We start from the raw sequence: 16,603 nt of genomic DNA, 5'->3' as shown, positions 1-16,603 counted from the left end.
AATGGATCTGGTTACTCTCGCCGCCTTTACCGTCGCCTATGCCATCGCGGTTCTGGTCCCCGGCCCCGGCGTCGCCGCGGTGGTCGCCCGCGCCCTCGGCGGCGGCTTCACCAGCGCCGTGCCGATGGTTCTCGGCATCCTCGCCGGCGATCTCATCTACCTGGTGTTCGCGCTGTTCGGCCTTGCCGCCATCGCCACCTGGTTCGGCCCGGTCTTCATCATCGTGCGCTGGGGCGGTGCGGCCTATCTGCTGTTCGTCGCCTGGCAGTTCTGGACCGCAAAGCCTGGCACCGAACAGATCCGCGCCAAGCGGGAGTCGCACTGGCGCACCTTCCTCTCCGGCTTTGCCCTGACCCTGGGCAACCCCAAGACCATCGTCTTCTATCTGGCTTTGCTGCCCACCGTGATCCCGCTCGACCGGCCGATCACGGTGCTGGGCTTCTCCGAACTGCTCGCCATCGTCATTGTCGTGCTGCTGATCATCGGCTTTGCCTATGCCGGGCTGGCGGCCGCCGCCCGCGAACTGTTCAAGTCGAGCACGGCAATCCGCCGGCTCAACCGCACCGCTGCCCTGATGATGGCCAGCGCTGCCGTGTTCGTGGTCGCCCGCGAGTAGCTAGCGGACGACCTTGCCAGCCGCATCGAGACCCCAGCGCAGCAGCAGCGCCGCCCGCTCGGCATCGGCGCCTTCGACATAGCAGCGCAGCTCCGGCGCATTGCCGCTCGGCCGGTAGTGCACGACATCGCCGCCCTTGAGCACGAAGCGCGGCCCGTCAATGTTCGAGACGCTCTCCACGTCGCCCAGCCCGCCAAAGAACGTCGCCGCATAGCCGGGTTCGTTGATCAGTCGCTCGACCAGCGCCTTGGTCTTTTCCGTCGGCACCTCGGTCAGCCGGTCGCTGAGCGCCGGCCGCACCGGCAGGGGCGCGATAAACGCGGCCAGCGACTCTCCGGCCGCCGCAGCGCTGCCCAGCACCGCGAGAATCGGCAGCACCGCGTCGCGCGTCGGCAGCTTGCTCAGGGTCACGCCATTGACCTCCACATCGGAGCCCAGCAGCACCCCGCCATTGGCCTCGAAGCCGACCACCGCCTGCCCGCCCGCCGCCGCCAGCTCCATGCCGCCAATGACAAAAGGCGACCCGACCTTGGTGCGCACAACCGTGCTGAAATAGCCCACACCCTCGATCGCCGAATTCGAGGTCACCGGCGTCACCACCGTCTCTGCCCCGACAAACCGTGCCGCAAGGATCCCCAGAACGTCGCCGCGCACGAAGCTCCCGGTGCCATCGATGATCAGCGGCCGGTCGCCATCGCCGTCGGTGGAGACGATTGCATCGAGCTGATATTTGTTGATCCAGCCGTGGCACGGCGCATAGACCGCATCGCCAGTGGCCTCGGTGTCGACGGCCACGAAGCCCTGCTCCCGCCCCAGCCGCACCACCTCGGCGCCGGCCCGCGTCAGCAGCGACACCAGGAGGTCACGCGCCACCGAGGAGTGCTCGAAGACGCCGACCCGCCAGTTCCGCAACGCCTCCGGCCCCAGCAGGCCGCGATAGCGCCGGCGGTAGCGGTCGCCGGCAGCGGCATAACCATCCTCGGTCGCCCCGGGCAGGTCTGCCGGCGGCGCATCCTGCAGCGCCGCCAGAATGCCCAGTTCGTCTTCCTTGGAGATTTCCCCAGAGGGCGAATAGAACTTCAGCCCGTTGCGATCGGCCGGAATGTGGCTGCCGGTCACCATGATGCAGGGCCCGCCCTCGGCCATGGCGTGGAGGGCCAGCGCCGGCGTCGGCAACGTCCCGCAATCGACCGGCACGAACCCCGCCGCCCGGATCGCCGAGGCACAATCGGCCGCGATCTGCGCGCTGGACGCCCGGAAATCCCGCCCGATGAACACCCGGCCACGACCGGCCGCGTCACGCGTCCGCAGATGCGCCAGGAACGCCGCCACATAGCGGCGCGTCGCTGGCCCGACCAGGTCGCTCGCCAGCCCGCGCAACCCGCTGGTCCCGAATTTGAGTGTATCGGCCATGCTAAAACCCCTTTGCAGCCTCTCCACCATGCCGATCTGTAAGGATTCGTTAAGGCCTTGGCCTCACGCTGTCGCCATGAGGATTGAAAAGCGCACAATGAACTGGCTGCCCCGCCCCTCGCTTTATGACGAGGCCGAGACCAACCGGCTCAAGCGCAAGGCAAACTCCCAGGAAGCCATCAGCAAGGCCAATGCGAGCTACTCGCTGATGAGCACCGGCATCACCAACACCACCGAGGCTGTCAACCTGACGCTGCGCATCGCCGCCGCCCGCATCCAGTCCGGCGTCAAGGCCAAGGTCTAGCCTTTTTCCCGGCCTGCCGCTAAAGCCCCGGCATGGATTTCGAGGCCTATTTTTCCCGTCCCGTCACCGACGTCGCCCGCGACCTGCTGGGCGGCACCCTGCTTGTCGACGGCGTCGGCGGCCGGATTGTGGAGACCGAGGCCTACCACCCCCAAGACCCCGCCTCGCACTCGTTCCGCGGCCCCACGCCACGCAACCGGACCATGTTTGCCGGTCCCGGCCGCGTCTATGTCTATCGTTCCTACGGCATCCACTGGTGCGTCAATTTCGTCTGCGCCGGCGCCGCGGCCATCCTGATCCGCGCACTCGAGCCCACCGCCGGTATCGATCTGATGGCCGAACGACGTGGCCTCGCCGATCCGCGCGCTCTCTGTTCCGGCCCCGGCAAGCTCTGCCAGGCGCTGGCCGTCACCGGCGCCGACGACGGCCAGATGCTGGGCGGACCACGCTTCCGCTTCCTGCCGGCGCCGGCGCCGCACCCTGTCGTCATCGGCCCCCGCATCGGCATCTCCAAGGCGATCGACCGGCCCTGGCGCTTCGGCCTCGCCGGCTCGGCGTTTGTCAGTCGCAGGTTTGGCACTGACTCAATGTCGCAGCCGGTTCCCTAAACCCGCGGCTTTCGATAGGTTGGCGCCGCCCAAAAAGGAGAATGCACTTGCCGATCGACACTCTCGTCAACGAACTCATCGCTCTCGGTACGCTCGACGAGACCACAGTCGCCGATCTGCGGCGCATGCAGGCCGAGGCGGCTGCAGGCAAGCTCGACGGCGACGACGAGATCTACATCACCGCCCTGCACGCCCGGCTGACCAACCAGCCGCTCAGCGATGCACTGGCCCAGAGCACCGATGATGGCGAGCGCCTTGACGGCCACACAGTGGCCGAATGGCGTGACCGCGCCCTCGCCGCCGAAGTCGAGGTCGCCGCCCTGCGCGACCAGCTGGCCGCCGCCGGCCCCACTCCCTGAACCCATTTGACACCCGCCCGCTGCCTGCTATGAGGGCGGACAGTGGGCCCATAGCTCAATGGTTAGAGCCGACCGCTCATAACGGTCTGGTTCCAGGTTCGAGTCCTGGTGGGCCCACCATTCCCTTCTAGAACAGCGACTTAGCTTCGGCAGTATGCAAGTGGGACACGCAAGTGGGACACGTCGATGCATGTGCCGAGCTACCTATATCGCTCAAGACATTCGGTATTCTATTTCCGTTGGCCCTTGCCACGTAGTGCACATCCAGCAGGACAGGCATCTACGATCAAGGTTTCGCTGGGTACTAGAGAGCCAAAGGAGGCGTTGGAGCATGCAAGGCATCTCTGCTACCTCGGAAGCGAAGCTGCAGCCCGCCTAGGGGGATATCCTATGCAATACAAACAGATGCGAGTCTTCCTCCAGAATATGTTTGGGGAGGCGCTCGCAAGGAGAAAGGAACGTATCCTAGCCAATGGAAGGCTATCGGAAGAGGAACGGCAGAGTTGGGCGGGCATGGCCGAATGGACTGGCCACGCGGTTAGGGGCGACGACCCGTTCTCGCTTGCTGGGCAGGATGACGTAGAGGCGGTTATTGCCAAGCATGCTTTGCCAATTGAACCTGGTAGCGAGTCCTTTCGTAGGTTCGGCGTCGAACACAGGAGGGGAATGCGCGACCTAGCCAAGAGCGTCCTAGCCTTCGACGCGTCGCTAGAGGCATTCGAGCTAGACCCACCCGCGACGACCACCCAGGTGGAGGCCGCCGACAAGTCAGCACGTGCGACAGAAATGCGCCTCAGCGCGTTGGTCGAACGCTACAAACTAGAGCGGCAGCGCGACCACGTGTCCGAGCGAACTGCTCGCGAATGGGATGAACACTTCGCGCTACTGTACGAGGTTTTGGGCGGTGATCTTCTGCTACATGATCTTGACGAGACGCATGCTCAAAAAATGAAAAGCACGCTGCTGGTGTACCCCAAGAACCGGAGGAAGAACCCCTCGACTAGGGAGCTGAGTTTGGCCGATGCACTAGCGGTGGAGGGAACCGACAAGATCGCCACGCCCACCGTCAATAAGTACCTACAAACGTACATCTCTCTCTTCACCTTCGCGAAGAAACATCACTACGTGTCGACCAACTATTTCGACGGTACATTTATCGCTAGGCACAAGCGCGGCAAGAAGGCACTTCGTGACCCATTCTCACCCAGTCAGCTACTCCGTATCGTTGCCGAGGCGGCTTTCCAAGATGAAGGCTTGGTGCGGCACGACTGGCAAAAATGGGGCCTTCTGATTGCTGCCTATAGCGGTGCTCGGCTCAATGAAATTGCCCAACTCCACCTGTCGGATATTCGGGAGATCGACGGCGTTCTCTGCTTCGATGTAACAGACGTTGGGGAAGAGGATGGCGGCGCTATTACTAGGCAGCTCAAGACTGAGGCAGCAAAGCGTGCTGTGCCGGTGCACCCGGAACTTATCCACCTAGGATTGTTGGACTATGTTCAAGGACTCCGCGGCAATGGCTCTGTGCGTCTGTTTCCTACCTTCAAATACGACACCAACAATGGCTGGGGACGTCAGCTTGGTCGGTGGGCAAATGACACCTTTTTGGTAAAGCTGGGCTACAAGACAAGCAGGATTGTATTTCACAGCTTCCGGCACACCGTCATTACTCGGCTTGCGCAAGCGGGCGTGCAGGAACCGCTTATAAAAGCGATTGTAGGCCATGAGCAGCAGGGAGTCACGCAGACCAGCTACCTTGGAGAGGGTTACAGAGTGCAGCAGCTCTTTGACGCAATTAGCCTTCTGGAACCGCGAGGACTGGTGCAGCAAAAGAACGCTGATACAGATACGTGCGTCAGTCTGGCTCGATCGCAGCGATCCGCTTGATCAGTGCGCCGATGTCCATGTCGAGAATAGCAGCGATGTCGATCAGCTCTATAAGATCAAGACGGCGCTGGTTCATCTCGATGGTTGCTACAAACGGCTGATGCCTTCCGAGTGCACGCGCAAGTTGGGCCTGCGTCAGACCCTTAGCAATTCGGGACTGCTTGATCGCTTCCGATAAAGCCTTGTGGCGCGGAGAGTGTAACGAGCTGGGCACACACTCCGGTAATAAGAAATTCGGATTATCTAAAAATCAGATATGCATGCTAGCGTCTGCACACGGCAGCGTCGCCCGACGTTGCCGTTCTACAGGAGGCAGACGTGGAAGCAGTAATACTCCTAGGCGTCGTAGTATGGGTAGGCTACCGTCTCATAAAAGCCAATACGCAGCGCGGCATGGAAACGGTGCGCGCCTATGTCTACCTCGGCAATCTAGTGGCTGGTGCGTCGAGAGAGCACGCTAGCTCAGAAGCAAGAGTTGACCTAAACAGCGTGCCGACGAGCCTCATCCGTGAAGCCATGGAGTGCGTTCGTGAAGACTATCAGGGAAAACAGTCCGCCTTGATATCCCAAGCCTACGCAAAGGGTATGAGGCCGTCGCTACCTGCTTGGTACAGAGCAGTGATTTCGGCGGCAGCGCACCCCACCAAAGTGGGCAATCAGTGGGCCGTTGTGTCTCGTACAGACAAGGATCATTGATCGCTCCTGACATCTGCAATGACTGGGCAAAAAGACGACAGATGCAGAAACGGAACGCCGCATCACAGACGCCCCAGGACGGCCGAAAGGCAATTTCCCCGCCTAACCAGCTTGACAGGCTCTGCCCTCCCCCCTGAGCCGCCCAAGAGCCTTTGTCGCGGCATCAAGGCCGCCTAGAGTCCCCATCCCGCAAGAGCTCTCTCAGCCGCGGCGGGATCGGCCTTGATCCGGAGAACAGTTTGGCGCGTTAGCCCACTAGCTTTCGCAATAGTCGACGTTCCGGCTTCTTGCGACAGCATGTCTACTACCAGCTTGTAGTCTGACCGGGAGTAAGTAGGTTTCCGTCCCTTGTAGACCCTCTCCCTCTTCGCAAACTCAATTCCGGCTCTTTGCGCCTCCTTGTTCGCCTCGGCCTGCGCCTGGGCAATAGCTGCCATGAAACCGATCAATGCGTCTCGTACGGCCTGCTGCATCGCGTCCTTGGTCGCCCCATCGAAGGTAAGTCCGTTGATGACAGTTCGGATCACTACCCCTTTGCGCATGAACTCGCGGATTGTGTCTGAGACATCTACGTAGTTGCGGCCGAGGCGATCAACCCAGCGCACTACCAATGTGTCACCTTTGCGGAGCATGTCGTATAGCCGCTTGCCCTGAGGACGTTCCCTCAAGTTCAGGCTGATACCGGATACACCATGATCCGATACTACCTCATCAATTTGAAAGCCGGCTGCTTTGGCCTGCTCCAACTGATGCTCGATGGTTTGCTCAGCAGTGGAGACCCTTGCATAGAGAACCGTCTTCATTGGGCATATCCGTATGTACGTTGGCGTGGTGTACGTACATAATGTTGTCCGTTGATCCATGTCAACCCTAGTGTACACCCATAGCGCACATCTTCGGTGCGTACTCATAGGTATACCTCAACGGTCACTAACTTGTTGTGCCAAGCCTAAAGCCAGAGCTTTCACCTATTGCCTGCAGCAGGGATAACTATGGTTACCCTGAGGCGCATGAGTTGCGTATGCATCCCGGTTTATAGGTCCCAGTTTCACACTGGTTATACACGGACAGATACGTCGCCTAGCGGCTAGCATATGTCGCGGCTTAGCTACCTGGAGGGGTAGGTTACCCTTCGGCGCATTGAGGGCGCATCGCAGAGCCCGGTTTATAGGTCCATATAGGAAGGGCTAGTTCACTCGCCGCAACGAACGGGGGGCACGGGGGGAAATCCTGCGCCGGACGGTGATAGATACCCCCCGCGAAAAAATGTATCGCTGGAATGATCGCTAGTGAAAGACACTACGGTGAAGTGGAAAGCGTACCTCGTCGGCCCACCGAGTCTGACGCTCGCATGGTCCTCGGTCGACGGTAAGGGCGGAGAGCTTTCATACTTATTGACCTGAGCCCCAAGTTCCCTCCGGCTTTGAGGAGAGTCCTTGGTTGATGTTTTGGCCCTATGCGGCCTGCTTTTCCAGTGCCAGTTGCGTGGCGAACTCGTTGGGCGTGAGATTGCCCAGCGAGGAGTGTGGTCGCTGGGTGTTATAGTCCTCCTTCCATGCGCTGATCCGGTCCCGAGCCTCAGCCAGTGACGAGAACAGCGTCTCGTTGAGACATTCATCGCGGAAGCTGCCGTTGAAGCTCTCGATGAGGCCGTTCTGCATGGGCTTGCCGGGAGCGATGTAGTGCCAGTCGATCTGGCGGTCCTGGGTCCAGCGCAGGATCGCCATGCTGGTGAACTCGGTGCCGTTGTCGCTGACCACCGTCAGGGGCCGACCGCGGCGAGCAATGATGGTATCGAGCTCGCGCACCACACGCCTACCCGAGAGCGCGGTATCGGCGACCAGAGCCAGGCACTCGCGCGTATGATTGTCGACGACGGCCAGCACCCGGAAGCGGCGACCATCGGTGAAGGCATCGGAGACGAAGTCGAGGCTCCAGCGCTGGTTCGGCTGGTCCGGCACGATCATCGGGCGCCTCGTGCCCAAGGCCCGTTTGCGACCGCCGCGCTTGCGCACCTGCAGTCTCTCCTCGCCATAGAGCCGCCTGAGCTTCTTGATGTTCATGTCGATGCCCTGCCGCTGCAGCATCACGTGGATGCGGCGGTAGCCGAACCGCCGGCGTTGTGACGCGACTGCCTTCATCGCCTCACGCAGTTCCCGATCGTCCGGCCGCAGGCTGCGATACCTGACACTCGATCGGTCAACTTCGAGAGCTTCACACGCCCGCCGCTGGCTCACGCCATGCACCAGGCAGGCATGGGCCACCGCATCCCGCTTCGCGTCGGGCGTCACCATTTTTTTGCAGCGACATCCTTGAGGATGGCGTTGTCCAGCATTGCCTCGGCCAGAAGCTTCTTGAGCCGAGTGTTCTCGTCCTCGAGTGCCTTCAGCCGACGGGCATCGGACACTTCCAGGCCACCATACTTGGCCTTCCACTTGTAGAAGGTGGCACTGCCGATCCCATGCTTGCGGCACAGGTCGGCCGTCCCCAGCCCGGCCTCCTGTTCCTTCAAGATCGCAATGATCTGCTCTTCGTTGAACCTGCTGCGCTTCATCCGTCCGCCCCCTAATGCGGCGGACTCTACCAAAATCTGGAGGAGATCCAGGGGCTCAGGTCATTATGCTTCCCGCAGAGTTTCGCTAGAAGCGGAGGGGCTCAACCTGGTGTGATTTCGATCTTTGCGAGCGATAAAGTCGCCAGTGCGCAGGACGCTGGCTTGATGATAATAGGGCCGGGCCCGACAAGAATGGCCACCATCTAGACGAGCCGCACCCAGTTCCCTGAGCTGGCATACTTCGTGCAGGCCAACCGCGCGTCTGAGTTCGAGCTACATGCCGCAAGAGGAGCTGGCTCCAACACACCTATCGTGAGCTGGGCCGTGTCCATCGAACTGCGCAACAACTAGGAACTGGCTCGCGGGGCACTTGGCAAGTTGCGTACCTTCCGGCGTGCTGCTGCTGTGGGCACGCTACCGACACTATCACCAGGGCGCGCCTAGTATATTTTTGAGAGGTGCACAGCTCCGTTAATCAAATCAATTTTGGGCTTTTCGCCTGCCCTAACGCGAAGGCGCACTTGGCCACAGGCAGGAGGGTCCGCCCTACGCACCCGGTCATCCGCTAACAAGCGATCTATCCGGGAGGTTTTCCGAAAGGCCAGCGCAAAGGGCGACGTGCTGTAGGCGTTGTTGGTGAGTTTCAGGATAGCCTTCACTCTCTCCTGAACGGGCAACTTGTGGCGTCCGTTACGAAAGGGAGCAAGTATCGCATGAGGGCTCGCCATCGTTGCCCACAACGGGTCATGGTGAGAATTCTCTGATCCGTGATGTGGAACCTTCAGAACGGTTGCTGGCGGCGCATTCCTGAAGACGAGGGAGTTGGAGAGAATGTCTGACCACCCGTGATGGGGTGTCTCCTCCAGGTCTGCACCAAGGATTGCGCATAGTGCAGGTGTTTCTAGAAGCAATGCTGCCGAGACGCTGTTAGGGGGTCTAACAACTCCTCTAATTGGATCAGTAGCTAGATAGTTAGTTGCCACGGCCACCCTCGATACGAAGCCGCCAATCATAGCTTGCGACGGTGAGAGAACAGAAAGTTTCGCAAACGCACTCACTATGATTGGCAAATCTTGGAAGACGTATCGGGGGCCGCCGCGGGGCCGCTTCTTAGCTTCAGCGAAGACCGATAGTATTTCAGCGGCATCAGCACTCAGCTCGTCGATCGTTATCCTTTTGGCCTGGGCTAGATAGGTCCTCACTTCTTTTTTGCTCAGCAGAAGGGAGCACACAAACTCGGACGCTGTGCAAGCGTCATAGAGCTGCGAAATTCCCGCAACATGGTCCGCATCTGAGTGGGTTAGAATTGTGTGCGTAACGGCCTTGGAAACGTCCACACCGATGCTAATCAGATACGCCAGCGCGGCCGGGCGCCCCTGATCATCCAGACAACTGTCGACGGTGAACCATAGGCCGTTGCCGTAGTGCACGGCCAATGCCTCCCCAAATTGAGGCCCAAAGACCGAAATCTCCACTTGGTCGTGACCCGGAAGGTCAGTCATTCGCAGCCGTCGTCACCGAGTTAGTGTCGTTCAACACGTCCTCATCACCGAACAGTTTTGCGACCTCTTCCTCACTGGCGGCAATTTGGGCCGGAGTAAGCCTAGGCACACGTCGAAAGACCATTCGGCTGGTCTTAATCGTGCCCTGTCCGGGGATATTTAGGGAGACGGCGCTGAGGTAGAATTGAGCGCCCTCACGCAACAGCGGGATGTCACCATCTGAAACGCGCCCGATATCTATGTCGAAGTAGTCTGGATTAACTCGACCTACCTCGTCCAGTGCGTACATTCTTGCCTGAAAGGTATCCTCATCAATCGACGTTACAGTGCCTTTCCAAGTCTTCAGAATGCGCTCCGGTACAGAACCAGGCACAGTCGCGTGCCCGGACGTTGAGCCGCCCAATTGCTTCCTCGCCCGGTAGGGTAGGGGATGCGATCTGGCTGGACTCTCAATCGGCTTCGACTCGGTCGACACGTTTGCTGAGGGCAATAAGTGCGGAACCGCGTCCTCTGCTAAGGACTGAGTGTTTTCAGAGCTAAGCATCATATTTATCTGAAAGACTTTCCACGATATCCAATGCTTCAGACATGCTGTCTTCCCATCGTTCGGTCACCACCTCGACTGCTCCTGTGGCACCGGACTTATTGACATTGAAGTGGTTGTTTACGTCTACAGAGAACGAAATCTCATCGCTAAGATCTGGATATACATCGCATTGAATGTGTCCTGATAGCCCGTCTGGACGGGGGATTTGCATCATCCGTAGATGGGTCATGCCGCCATGAACCTTCCCCACCGTCATTTCAGCACTGAGCTTCTCTCCCCAAGCGCCCCACGCTTCAGCAGGTGCAAGGGCCTTGCCCATAGCCAACCTCGCTTGCGGACTTGAGAACCGCAATTTGAAAGTTCTGTTGAGACCTAGGCTTGTGATGGGAGTGTGCGGAAGAATGTTACCGAAGGTGCTGACCACCAAATCTCGGGTGAGATCACTATAATCGTGCTTTCCACGCACCAAGAAACGCTGCGGATTGATGTCAAAGCTCATGTACCCGGCTGAAAACTGGGCCAACTCCCCAATTATGATGTTTACGCTCGTAGCGCCATCGGCCTGTTCCTTGGATATAAGTTCGTGCATCTGAAACCAGGCCGGACTGAAAATGGCAGGGTTGAATGATCCCACCAGCACGATGCTGACCTCGTCTTGGATAATGCGTTCGTTGGGCATAATGGCTCTCGCGGCTGGCAGGGTGCACATTGTCGCTCATTCAGTCCAACCACAATCTTAAAATCGTTGGTCAGTGATACATGCCTTCGCAGTTAGTTGTCGCAGAACGTAGCCTGAGCGTCGCCGCCTTGAGGCTTCTGTTGCATGTAGCTGCGGCCGTTAGTGTGATGCAAGAAAGGGCCATCGTACGGTTTACAAGTCACCTCAGCACGAAGTTTTGTGTGGTCCGAAAGTGGGACATTCCGTTTCATCACTCAAGAGCTAGAGCTAAAACGCTGAAGGTCGGCGCTCCTGATAGTCCCAGCAGACTTGAGCTGAGCCTCAGGTTGGCACTAAGTGTGACAGGAATGTGAGACATTGCGTCTCGAACCCCAGCTATCCCGAGGCTTTGAGGTAATCGTGGACATCCCGTTCTACTCCTCCCTAGCGTGACTAGCATAGCGGTCCGAAGTGAAGTCTAACGGTGACACGCAGGTGGGACATTTCGTTTCATCCCCCACGAGCTACAGCCAAGCAGCTCCAGGCGTTTTCTGAAGGTCGGCGCTCCTGGTGGGCCCACCATACATTGCCAGGGGCGAGTAGTGCCGGCGGAGCAGATGATATGTCCCAGGATATATCCCTGAAAAGACTATTCCAGCCGCAGCCGCCACCCCTTTCCCGCTACCCTGCCGCCGCCGCTGTTGACCAAGCAGCTGTGGCGATCACGTTGACGCTGTGAGGATGGCAGCAGCTGAGCCGCTGCACATAGCCTGATCCTATATCTTTGTACTTGCGTCAGATTCCATCCTGACTAGTCTGACCGAAGTTCACGGGACGACATGATGGCAAAGAAATCCGAGGCGAGCGGAGAGATGGAGCAGTTGCAGGTGGGTGCGCGCATCCGCCATGCACGAGTTCTCAAAGGCATGCGGATGAAGGATCTCGCCGAGGGCGTCGGCTATGACGAGAGCATGATCTCGAAGATCGAGGCAGGCAAGGTGATGCCCTCATTGCCGATGCTCAACCGGATCGTCACGGCGCTGGGGCGGGATCTTGCCTCGTTCTTCGGGTTGGAGATCGATGAGCACAAGCTGGTGCAGTCGAGTAAGGACCGAATCCTGGTCACGGGCGATGCGCTGCGTGTCGGCCGCGGGGTGAGTTACGAACGTATGGTGCCCATTGCTGCGGGCAACCTGCTGGAAGCAAACATCCACGTCATCGAGCCGGGCGGTGAAAAGACCGATGCCATCACCCATCAGGGTGAGGCCACCGGCTATCTCGTCGAGGGCGAACTTGAACTGACCATCGACGGCACAGTCTACAAGATGCAGGCTGGCGACTCTTTCTTCTTCAAGGCCTACCTCACCAACAGCTACCGCAATACCGGCTCGGAGCGGGCCCGGATCATCTGGGTCAACACGCCCCAGATTCACTGAACCTGATCGGCGTGATGGCAGGCGACCGACCAGCCGGGCCCCAGTTCGCGCAGTCGCGGCCGCTCGGACCGGCAACGGTCGGTTGCGATCGGGCAGCGCGTATGGAAGAGGCAGGCGTGCTGCGGCGGATCGACCGGGCTCAGCGGCTCGCCGGAAAGCGCAGGCCCGCTGGTCTTGCCCGGCGTGGCCGCCAGCAAGGCTTGCGTATAGGGATGGGCCGGGCGGCCCAGAACGCGGGCAACGGGACCAGCCTCGGCGACGCGTCCGAGATAGAGCACAACTACCTCCTCGCACATCAGGCGCACGACCTCGAGGTCATGCGAAACGAAGAGAAGCGCCATGGACCGCTCGTGGCGCAGCCGGTCGATCAGGCGGAGCACTGCGGCTTGAACGGACACGTCGAGCGATGCGGTCGGCTCGTCGAGGATAAGCAGGCGTGGTCCGGGGAGCAGTGCACGGGCGATGCCGACGCGCGCCTGCTGGCCGCCGGACAGCTGATGTGGACGCCGCGACAGCAGTTCGGGTGGCAGACCGACTTCGGCAGCCACTGCAGACACATCCGCCTGGGACGCCCTGCCCATCGCAATGCTCGCGGCAGCCGAGAACGCCGGGTTGAGGGAATCGTCGGCACTCTGAAAGACGAGCTGGATGGCGCGCCGTTGCGGATCGCGGGCAAAGTCGCGAGGCGGAATGTGCGCGATATCGCGGTCCTCGAAGTCAATGCGCCCGGCATCGGGCTGGATCAACCGGGCGATGAGCCTCGCGAGCGTCGACTTGCCCGAGCCGCTTTCGCCGACGAGACCCAGACTGCCGCCAGCGCGGATGGCCAGGCTCACGTCATCGACGGCGTGGAGCAGGCGGGCGCCACCGACCGGGAAGCGCTTGACCAGGGACTGGATGGACAGAAGCGTCACGGCAAGGGGTTCCAGCATGCAAAGAGATGGGTCGCGGCGCCTTCGAGCTGAGGTCGATCAATGGCGCAGCGTGGCAGTGCGTTCTGACATCGCGTGGCAAAGCGGCAGGCAGGCACAGGCTTGCGCAGGTCGGGAAAGGCACCAGTGATGCCCTCGAGCTCCTCGACGTGTGCTGCATCGGCGGGCGTCGCCTTGAGCAGGGCGGACGTGTAGGGGTGGCGGGCAGACTTGTAGAGCTCGCGCGTAAGCCCCTGCTCCACCACCTGTCCCGCATGCATGACGATGACGCGCTCGGCAAACTGCCGGGCGAGCGCCAGATCGTGCGTGATCAGCAGGCACGCCATCTGGCGAGTGCGGGCCTGCTCGAGGATGAGTTCGAGGATGGCGGCCTGGGTGGTGGTGTCGAGGCCCGTTGTGGGCTCATCGGCGATGAGCAGCGCCGGATTGCCGGCCAGGGCGATGGCGAGCATGACGCGCTGGCACATGCCGCCCGAGAGTTCGCCCGGATAGGCACGAAAGCGCCGCTCGGGATCAGGGATGCGGACCGAGGCGAGGGCATCGATGACGGCGCCGCGCAAAGCAGCGCCGCGGAGGTTGCGGTGTTCGGCGATGACGTCGGAGATCTGCTCGCCGATCCGACGCACCGGGCTGAGGGCGGCGCGCGGATTCTGGAACACCATGCCGATCTCGCGGCCGCGCAGGTCGCGCCAACTCGGGGAACCGCGCTGCCGCAGGTCGAGGCCAGCGAAGGTGAACTCGTCCGCCTTGAGGGTTGCAGCGGGCGTCAGGATTCCCGCCAGGGTATGCGCAATGAGCGACTTGCCAGACCCGCTTTCGCCGACCAGCGCGACCACCTCGCCCTTGGCCAGAGCGAAGTCGGTGAAATCGAGCGTGGGAGCGGGAAGACCGGCAAAGCCGATCGAGAGCCGGCGCATCGCCAGAAGAGGCACTGGGCTCCTGGTCATGCGCGCCTCGGATCGAGCAGGTCGCGCAAGGTGTCACCGAGCAGCGTGAATGTCAGCACGGCCAGCATGAGAGTGGCGCCGGGAAAGACGAAGGTCCACCACTCGCCCGAGAAGATGTAGGTCGCCCCGTCGGCGACCATGATCCCCCACTCCGGCTGCGGCGGCCGAATGCCGAGACCGATGAAAGACAGGCCGGCGGCGTTCAGGATGGCCCAGCCGAGATTGAGCGAGGACTGAACGGCAAGGGCGGGCGTCAGGTTGGGCATGATGTGGGTGAGGACGATGCGCGGGGAGGACAGACCGGCAAGCTGCGCTGCCTCGACATATCCGGCTCCTCGACCGCGATTGACCTCGGTGCGCACCTGCCGGGCGTAAAACGGCAGGTTCACAACCACGGTGGCAAGAACGACGCTTTCCACCGAGTTGCCCAGCGCGGCCGCAATGCCGACGGCAAGGACAAAGAGCGGAAAAGCCATGATCGTGTCGAGCACACGAGTCACCAGGCCGTCGACCCAGCCCCCACACCAGCCGGCCAGGGCGCCGAGCAGGCTGCCGATGACCAGAGACGCACTGACGGCCGCCGCCGCCATGGCCAGATCGATCCGTGTCGCCGCAAGCGTGCGCGAGAAGATGTCTCGTCCCAGTTGGTCAGTGCCGAACCAATGAGCGACAGATGGCGGCTGCATTGCCGCTGGCGGGTTGGTGGCCAAAGGGTCATAGGGCGCAACGAGCGGCCCGAGAAACGCCAGCAGCACAAAGAGCGCCACGAGACCGAGCACAATCTGGTGACCTGGGCGCAAGGCGCGGATACGGGTCAGCGAGAGCTCAACCATTGAAGGCAACCCGCGGGTCGAGCAGCATGGCGACAACGTCGATGACGAGGTTGACGACCACGTAGAGGGCGGCCATCAGCAGCACGAAGCCCTGGATCGGCGCGAAGTCGGAGGCAAGCACGGACTCGATGGCGTAGGCCCCGATGCCGGGCCAGCCGAACACCTTTTCAACCAGCACGTTGGCGCCGAGAAGAAAGGAGAACACCATGCCGACAATGTTGAGGATGGGCACGACAACGGCGCGGAAGCCATAGGTCCAGAGCACCTTCTGCGATGACAGGCCGGCGGCACGCGCCATCCGCACAGGATCACTCCCCAGCGCCTCGATCATACTGGCGCGTGTCATCCGGGCTATGGGACCGATGCCAAAGAGCGCCAGCGTAATGACGGGCAGCAGCAGCTGTCGCATGACGCCGAAGACGGCATCGACGTCACCACCGGCAAGCGTGTCGATGAGCCAGAAGCCCGTGATGTCGGGCGGGCTGGAATAGATGAAGTCCAGTCGCCCCAGCGGCGCGGGCGCCCAGCCCAGCAGGTAGTAGAAAACGAAGACGAGGAGCAGACCGAGAAAAAAGGTCGGCACCGCCTGGCCAAGCGTCGAGACCGCGCTGCAGAGCCGGTCGACAATACCGTGCGGCCGGATCGCTGCACCGACACCAAGTCCGATGCCTGCAAAGGCCGCGAGCACCAGGGCGCATAGTGTGAGCTCAAGCGAGGCCGGCAGACGGTTCACGAGATCGGACAGAACTGGCTGACCAGAGGTCAGGGACTTGCCGAAGTCGCCCTGAACCAGTTGCTGGATATAGACCACGAACTGCTCGAGCTGGCTGCGATCGAGCCCCAGCTGACGACGAACCTCCTCAATGGACTCGGGCGTTGCCGCGGGTCCGGCGAAATACGCGGCCGGATCACCGGGCAGCATTCTGGTGAGCAGGAAGGTCAGCAGCACCACCCCAACCAGGCTGGGTATGGCGGCAAGCAGGCGGCGTGTGATCAATCCGAGCATGGCAATTCCATCGACTTGATTCTTAGTCATGCAAAAACGGTGCCAGCTGATACCTGCTGTATTGCAGGGGTTCCGGGACCCTGGAACGGCAAGCGGCGTCTAATAAGGCACCAGATTGAGTGATTTTTGTGCATCTTTCGTGCATACCTCGCGACAAGCCGCGAAAAAGCCCCTGAATTGCAGGGCTATTGCAGCCATGTCTGATTGGCATGACGCTTGCATTTCATTCATGTGCATTCATTGAAACGGCGCCGCACTCCTCCAGCGGCGTCCCGACAGGGGAGATAGACGTGTTTCAGATACCG

The 16,603-nt window shown here is 60.9% G+C and carries 17 protein-coding genes, 1 tRNA gene and 1 pseudogene; 8 read left to right on the top strand and 11 right to left on the bottom strand.

Annotated elements, in window-relative coordinates; all coding sequences use genetic code 11:
• Position 1 precedes the first annotated feature (1 nt).
• A complete protein-coding gene (locus tag AC0L4C_RS11970; protein WP_473399820.1) occupies positions 2-616 on the top strand; it encodes a LysE family translocator in 615 nt (204 codons plus the stop codon).
• On the opposite strand, the gene AC0L4C_RS11965 is transcribed toward AC0L4C_RS11970, so the two are convergent.
• Positions 617-2,029 (bottom strand): phosphohexomutase domain-containing protein, encoded by a 1,413-nt coding sequence (locus AC0L4C_RS11965; RefSeq protein ID WP_473399818.1) that lies wholly within the window; start codon positions 2,027-2,029, stop codon positions 617-619.
• Positions 2,030-2,126: 97 nt separating this feature from the next.
• Between AC0L4C_RS11965 and AC0L4C_RS11960 the strand changes: the two genes are divergently transcribed.
• From AC0L4C_RS11960 to AC0L4C_RS11935, 6 genes and pseudogenes are all read left to right on the top strand, one after another.
• Entirely contained in the window at positions 2,127-2,333 is a 207-nt protein-coding gene (locus tag AC0L4C_RS11960) for a hypothetical protein (RefSeq protein ID WP_473399817.1), read from the top strand.
• A gap of 32 nt (positions 2,334-2,365) precedes the next feature.
• Positions 2,366-2,941: a DNA-3-methyladenine glycosylase gene (locus tag AC0L4C_RS11955; RefSeq protein ID WP_473399816.1), complete on the top strand. Its 576-nt coding sequence runs from the start codon at positions 2,366-2,368 to the stop codon at positions 2,939-2,941.
• Between the two features lie 47 nt (positions 2,942-2,988).
• Positions 2,989-3,300, top strand: coding sequence for a hypothetical protein (locus AC0L4C_RS11950; RefSeq protein WP_473399815.1), 312 nt, complete (start codon positions 2,989-2,991; stop codon positions 3,298-3,300).
• Positions 3,301-3,344: 44 nt separating this feature from the next.
• Positions 3,345-3,420: transfer RNA gene (locus AC0L4C_RS11945), tRNA-Ile, on the top strand.
• Positions 3,421-3,486: 66 nt separating this feature from the next.
• Positions 3,487-3,633, top strand: a pseudogene (locus AC0L4C_RS11940) (DUF6538 domain-containing protein); the annotation flags it as partial.
• 57 nt (positions 3,634-3,690) lie between these two features.
• Positions 3,691-5,187, top strand: a complete 1,497-nt coding sequence (locus AC0L4C_RS11935; RefSeq protein ID WP_473403511.1) for a site-specific integrase — start codon at positions 3,691-3,693, stop codon at positions 5,185-5,187.
• Here the strand turns inward: AC0L4C_RS11935 and AC0L4C_RS11930 are convergent.
• The 6 genes from AC0L4C_RS11930 to AC0L4C_RS11905 form a co-directional block, all read right to left on the bottom strand.
• Positions 5,156-5,401: a helix-turn-helix domain-containing protein gene (locus tag AC0L4C_RS11930; protein ID WP_473399814.1), complete on the bottom strand. Its 246-nt coding sequence runs from the start codon at positions 5,399-5,401 to the stop codon at positions 5,156-5,158. The genes AC0L4C_RS11935 and AC0L4C_RS11930 overlap by 32 nt on opposite strands.
• A 655-nt stretch (positions 5,402-6,056) precedes the next feature.
• Complete coding sequence (locus AC0L4C_RS11925) at positions 6,057-6,686, bottom strand: recombinase family protein (RefSeq protein WP_473399813.1); 630 nt, start codon at positions 6,684-6,686, stop codon at positions 6,057-6,059.
• A 651-nt stretch (positions 6,687-7,337) separates the two neighbouring features.
• A protein-coding gene (locus AC0L4C_RS11920; protein WP_473399812.1) for an IS3 family transposase occupies positions 7,338-8,437 on the bottom strand; the annotation gives its coding sequence in 2 pieces (ribosomal slippage) (positions 7,338-8,185 and positions 8,185-8,437; 1,101 coding nt in all).
• 440 nt (positions 8,438-8,877) lie between these two features.
• Entirely contained in the window at positions 8,878-9,939 is a 1,062-nt protein-coding gene (locus AC0L4C_RS11915; RefSeq protein WP_473399811.1) for a ComEC/Rec2 family competence protein, read from the bottom strand.
• Positions 9,932-10,312, bottom strand: a complete 381-nt coding sequence (locus AC0L4C_RS11910; RefSeq protein WP_473399810.1) for a hypothetical protein — start codon at positions 10,310-10,312, stop codon at positions 9,932-9,934. The genes AC0L4C_RS11915 and AC0L4C_RS11910 overlap by 8 nt, the downstream gene beginning before the upstream one ends.
• A 163-nt stretch (positions 10,313-10,475) precedes the next feature.
• Complete coding sequence (locus tag AC0L4C_RS11905; RefSeq protein WP_473399808.1) at positions 10,476-11,165, bottom strand: hypothetical protein; 690 nt, start codon at positions 11,163-11,165, stop codon at positions 10,476-10,478.
• Between the two features lie 821 nt (positions 11,166-11,986).
• Here AC0L4C_RS11905 and AC0L4C_RS11900 point away from each other — a divergent pair.
• A complete protein-coding gene (locus tag AC0L4C_RS11900) occupies positions 11,987-12,580 on the top strand; it encodes a cupin domain-containing protein (protein ID WP_473399807.1) in 594 nt (197 codons plus the stop codon).
• Here AC0L4C_RS11900 and AC0L4C_RS11895 read toward each other — a convergent pair.
• From AC0L4C_RS11895 to AC0L4C_RS11880, 4 genes are read right to left on the bottom strand one after another with little or no spacing between them, the layout of a single operon-like run.
• Positions 12,574-13,494, bottom strand: coding sequence for an oligopeptide/dipeptide ABC transporter ATP-binding protein (locus tag AC0L4C_RS11895; RefSeq protein WP_473399806.1), 921 nt, complete (start codon positions 13,492-13,494; stop codon positions 12,574-12,576). The genes AC0L4C_RS11900 and AC0L4C_RS11895 overlap by 7 nt on opposite strands.
• A complete protein-coding gene (locus AC0L4C_RS11890) occupies positions 13,491-14,459 on the bottom strand; it encodes an ABC transporter ATP-binding protein (RefSeq protein WP_473399804.1) in 969 nt (322 codons plus the stop codon). The genes AC0L4C_RS11895 and AC0L4C_RS11890 overlap by 4 nt, the downstream gene beginning before the upstream one ends.
• A complete protein-coding gene (locus tag AC0L4C_RS11885; protein ID WP_473399803.1) occupies positions 14,456-15,292 on the bottom strand; it encodes an ABC transporter permease in 837 nt (278 codons plus the stop codon). Before AC0L4C_RS11885 ends, AC0L4C_RS11890 begins: the two co-directional genes overlap by 4 nt.
• Positions 15,285-16,298: an ABC transporter permease gene (locus AC0L4C_RS11880; RefSeq protein ID WP_473399802.1), complete on the bottom strand. Its 1,014-nt coding sequence runs from the start codon at positions 16,296-16,298 to the stop codon at positions 15,285-15,287. The genes AC0L4C_RS11885 and AC0L4C_RS11880 overlap by 8 nt, the downstream gene beginning before the upstream one ends.
• Positions 16,299-16,603: the final 305 nt, after the last annotated feature.

This window comes from Devosia sp. J20-27 (assembly GCF_055808595.1).
The sequence above is the reverse complement of the archived record's forward strand: the minus strand, read 5'-3'. Positions and strand labels throughout refer to the sequence as shown.

What these genes read in the sequence shown, in the direction of transcription:
- AC0L4C_RS11970 (WP_473399820.1), top strand. Translation starts at nt 2, where the DNA reads ATGGATCTGGTTACTCTCGCCGCCTTTACCGTCGCCTATGCCATCGCG.
- AC0L4C_RS11965 (WP_473399818.1), bottom strand. Translation starts at nt 2,029, where the DNA reads ATGGCCGATACACTCAAATTCGGGACCAGCGGGTTGCGCGGGCTGGCG.
- AC0L4C_RS11960 (WP_473399817.1), top strand. Translation starts at nt 2,127, where the DNA reads ATGAACTGGCTGCCCCGCCCCTCGCTTTATGACGAGGCCGAGACCAAC.
- AC0L4C_RS11955 (WP_473399816.1), top strand. Translation starts at nt 2,366, where the DNA reads ATGGATTTCGAGGCCTATTTTTCCCGTCCCGTCACCGACGTCGCCCGC.
- AC0L4C_RS11935 (WP_473403511.1), top strand. Translation starts at nt 3,691, where the DNA reads ATGCAATACAAACAGATGCGAGTCTTCCTCCAGAATATGTTTGGGGAG.
- AC0L4C_RS11925 (WP_473399813.1), bottom strand. Translation starts at nt 6,686, where the DNA reads ATGAAGACGGTTCTCTATGCAAGGGTCTCCACTGCTGAGCAAACCATC.
- AC0L4C_RS11915 (WP_473399811.1), bottom strand. Translation starts at nt 9,939, where the DNA reads ATGACTGACCTTCCGGGTCACGACCAAGTGGAGATTTCGGTCTTTGGG.
- AC0L4C_RS11905 (WP_473399808.1), bottom strand. Translation starts at nt 11,165, where the DNA reads ATGCCCAACGAACGCATTATCCAAGACGAGGTCAGCATCGTGCTGGTG.
- AC0L4C_RS11900 (WP_473399807.1), top strand. Translation starts at nt 11,987, where the DNA reads ATGGCAAAGAAATCCGAGGCGAGCGGAGAGATGGAGCAGTTGCAGGTG.
- AC0L4C_RS11890 (WP_473399804.1), bottom strand. Translation starts at nt 14,459, where the DNA reads ATGACCAGGAGCCCAGTGCCTCTTCTGGCGATGCGCCGGCTCTCGATC.
- AC0L4C_RS11885 (WP_473399803.1), bottom strand. Translation starts at nt 15,292, where the DNA reads ATGGTTGAGCTCTCGCTGACCCGTATCCGCGCCTTGCGCCCAGGTCAC.
- AC0L4C_RS11880 (WP_473399802.1), bottom strand. Translation starts at nt 16,298, where the DNA reads ATGCTCGGATTGATCACACGCCGCCTGCTTGCCGCCATACCCAGCCTG.